We start from the raw sequence: 3,397 nt of genomic DNA on the forward strand, positions 1-3,397 counted from the left end.
GACCCCGACGAGATCGAACGCGACGCGGCCCGGGCCGCAGAGCAGTTCCTGAAGCTCTACGGCCGGCCGCAAGACGGACTGGCGGCGTGAGATAGACCGTTCACCGAGGAGGAAACCACCATGCGTGTTTACTACGATCGCGACGCCGACCTGAACCTGATCAAGGGCAAGAAGGTCGTCATCGTCGGCTACGGCAGCCAGGGCCATGCCCACGCCCTCAACCTGCGCGATTCCGGCGTCAAGGACATCGTCATCGCGCTCCGCGAGGGCTCGGCCACCGCCAAGAAGGCCGAAGCCGAGGGCTTCAAAGTTCTCCCCGTCGCCGAGGCCGCCAGGCAGGCCGACGTGGTGATGATGCTCACCCCCGACGAGTTGCAGGGCGACATCTACAGGGAGTCGCTCGAAGGCAACATGAAGCAGGGCGCCGCCCTCCTGTTCGCCCACGGCCTCAACGTGCACTTCAACCTGATCGAGCCGAGAGCGGACCTCGACGTGCTGATGGTCGCCCCCAAGGGCCCCGGCCACACCGTGCGCTCCGAGTACCTGCGCGGCGGCGGCGTGCCGACCTTGATCGCCATCGCCCAGGACGCCTCGGGCAACGCCCACGACCTCGGCCTGTCCTACGCCTCGGCCAACGGCGGCGGCCGGGCCGGCATCATCGAGACCACCTTCAAGGAGGAGTGCGAGACCGACCTCTTCGGCGAGCAGGTCGTGCTCTGCGGCGGCCTGGTCGAGTTGATCAAGGCCGGCTTCGAGACCCTGGTCGAGGCGGGCTACGCCCCCGAGATGGCCTATTTCGAGTGCCTGCACGAAGTGAAGCTGATCGTCGACCTGATCTACGAGGGCGGCATCGCCAACATGAACTACTCGATCTCCAACACCGCCGAGTACGGCGAGTACGTCACCGGCCCGCGCATCGTCACGCCCGAGACCAAGGCCGAGATGAAGCGCGTCCTCAACGACATCCAGTCGGGCACCTTCACCCGCAACTGGATGCTGGAGAACAAGGTCAACCAGACCTCGTTCAAGGCCACCCGCGCCAAGCTCGCCGCCCACCCGATCGAGGAGGTCGGCACCAAGCTGCGCGGCATGATGCCGTGGATCTCCGAGAAGGCCCTGGTCGACAAGACCAAGAACTGACTTTTTCGGGAGACCTGGCCCCGCGACCGCGGGGCGGCGGTCGTCCGCCGGACCTCACAGGTCATGACCTGTGAGACTTGATATGAGGCCGGGCATCGCCCGGTCTCGCGGAGTGGATCGGGGCCGGTACCGCATGCGCGGCGCCGGCCTTTTTCATGGGCCGGGAATCTCGTGGGCCGGGAAACCTCGGCAATTGCCTGCCGGTCCCTTTGAGGGGAGAGTGCGCGGGCAACGAGCAAGACAGCGCCGCACGCCCGCACAGGGTGAAGCGGAGCGAAGCGAGGAGGACCTCATGGCATCGCTCTATTCCGACGCGCACCGCGCGCTCCAGCAGGAATTCAAGACCACGAAGCTCGCCGACCGGCTCGACACCCAGTGGGTGCACGAGGCGATCCAGGAGGACGAGGCGGCCTTCATCGGCAGCCGGGACATGTTCTTCCTGTCGACCGTCGATCCGGACGGGATGCCCACCGTCTCCTACAAGGGCGGCGGCCCCGGCTTCGTGAAGGTGCTCGACGGGAACACCCTCGTCTTCCCCGGCTTCGACGGCAACGGCATGTTCTACTCGATGGGCAACATCGAGGGTCAGGCCAAGGTCGGCCTGCTGTTCATCGACTTCGAGACGCCCCACCGCATCCGCGTGCAGGGCCGCGCCAGCCTGCTGCGCGACGACCCGTTGATGGCGCAGTACACCGAGGCGAAGTACCTGGTGCGCGTCGACGTGGTGAAGATCTGGGTGAACTGTCCGCGCTACATCCACAAGTACCGCAAGCTCGAACAGAACAAGTACGTGCCCACCCCCGACCGGGAGACGCCGCTCGCCGCCTGGAAGCGCCTGGACCTCGCCGGCGACGTGATCTCCGACGAGGACAAGGCGCGGGTGGCCGAGGAGGGCCGGCTCGAAGTGCCGGAATACGAGGCGCTGGTGGCCCGCGGAGAGGCCTGATTCAGTCTACCTCACGAAACTCCCGACCATCCCAAGCCTCATTCCGGCCGCGACGGCGCGACGGGAGTTTCGTGAGAAACACTCAGCAGCCGAGCTGGACCGCGAGGTCGGCGAGGTCGGTGGCGGCAAACGACACCGGCACGCTCGGGCCGCCCTCGCCGCCGGCCGGCCCGTTCTCGCGGGGGCGGGCGACGTGGGCGGTGGCGAGCCCGTGGCTCGCCGCCGCCGCCAAGTCGTTCGAGTGCGCGGCCACCATCAGCGTTTCGGCCGGATCGAGGCCGAAGGCCGCCACCGCGTCCCGGTAGAGGGCGGGCTTGGGCTTGTAGTCGCGGGAATAACCGGCGCCGAGCACCGCGTCGAAGACGAAGCCGTTGCGCCGGGCGAGGTCCACCATCAGGCGCACGTGCCCGTTCGAGACCGGCGCGAGCCAGTGGTCCCGGCGCAGGCGCATGAGGGCGGCCGGCACCTCCGGCCAGGCGTCGAGGCGGTGCCAGGCCTGGACGAGGTCGCGCCGCACGTCCTCCGGCACGCCCGTGATGCCGAAGGCGGCGAGCACCTCGGGCAGCGACTCGGCCTGGAGCGTGTCGAGGTCCGCGAAGGGCCGCGCGCCGGAGCGCACCGTCTCCATCGACGGGTTGTAGCGGGCCCGCCAGGCATCGGCGAAGGCACCGCCTTCAAAGCCCTTTGCGAGGCCGTTCGCGTAGGGGGCGAGCAGGCGCCCGGCCTCCCCCGCGATGCCGGAGCGCCAGTCGACCAGCGTGCCGAAGACGTCGAAGACCAGCGCCCGGATCATCCTCAAACCGCCTTCAGCCGGGTGCGCCGGACGAAGCCGACGATGTCCTTGACGGCATCCAGCGTCGGGGCGGCGATGGCCTCGGCCCGCTCCGCGCCGCCGGCCAGCACGGCATCGATGTGGCCGGGATCGGCGGTGAGGCGGCGCATCTCGGCCGCGATGGGGGCGAGGCGCTCGACGGCGAGGTCGGCGAGCGCCGGCTTGAAGGTCGAGAACTGCGCCCCCCCGTATTCCTTCAGCACGGCCTCGCGGGTGGTGTCGTTGAGGGCGGCGAAGATGCCCACCAGGTTGTCGGCCTCCGGCCGGCCGGCGAGCCCCTCGATCTCGGAGGGCAGCGCCTCCGGGTCTGTCTTGGCCCGGCGCACCTTCTGGGCGATGGCGTCGGCATCGTCCGTGAGGTTGATGCGCGAATTGTCGGAGGCGTCCGACTTCGACATTTTCTTCGAACCATCGCGCAGCGACATCACCCGTGCGGCCGGGCCTCCGATCACCGAACCGCTGATCGGAGGCCCGGCCGC

Annotated in this window: 4 protein-coding genes; 2 read left to right on the top strand and 2 right to left on the bottom strand. The window is 68.8% G+C overall.

The genetic code is table 11. The features are described from left to right. Positions 1–120: 120 nt before the first annotated feature. Positions 121–1,140 carry a ketol-acid reductoisomerase gene (gene ilvC, locus COGEMETH_RS25125; protein ID WP_238185387.1) on the top strand — a complete coding sequence of 340 codons (1,020 nt, stop codon included), beginning with the start codon at positions 121–123 and terminating at the stop codon, positions 1,138–1,140. A 292-nt stretch (positions 1,141–1,432) separates the two neighbouring features. Continuing rightward, positions 1,433–2,086: a pyridoxamine 5'-phosphate oxidase family protein gene (locus tag COGEMETH_RS25130; protein WP_238185388.1), complete on the top strand. Its 654-nt coding sequence runs from the start codon at positions 1,433–1,435 to the stop codon at positions 2,084–2,086. A gap of 82 nt (positions 2,087–2,168) precedes the next feature. On the opposite strand, the gene COGEMETH_RS25135 is transcribed toward COGEMETH_RS25130, so the two are convergent. After that, the gene (locus tag COGEMETH_RS25135; RefSeq protein WP_238185389.1) at positions 2,169–2,879 is read right to left on the bottom strand and encodes a haloacid dehalogenase type II; all 711 of its coding nucleotides are present in this window, start codon (positions 2,877–2,879) and stop codon (positions 2,169–2,171) included. A 2-nt stretch (positions 2,880–2,881) separates the two neighbouring features. Beyond that, the coding region (locus COGEMETH_RS25140; RefSeq protein ID WP_507763007.1) for a tryptophan--tRNA ligase at positions 2,882–3,397 on the bottom strand (516 nt) is incomplete at its 5' end.

Source organism: Methylobacterium trifolii (assembly GCF_022179685.1).
GTDB classification, from domain to species: Bacteria; Pseudomonadota; Alphaproteobacteria; order Rhizobiales; family Beijerinckiaceae; genus Methylobacterium; species Methylobacterium trifolii.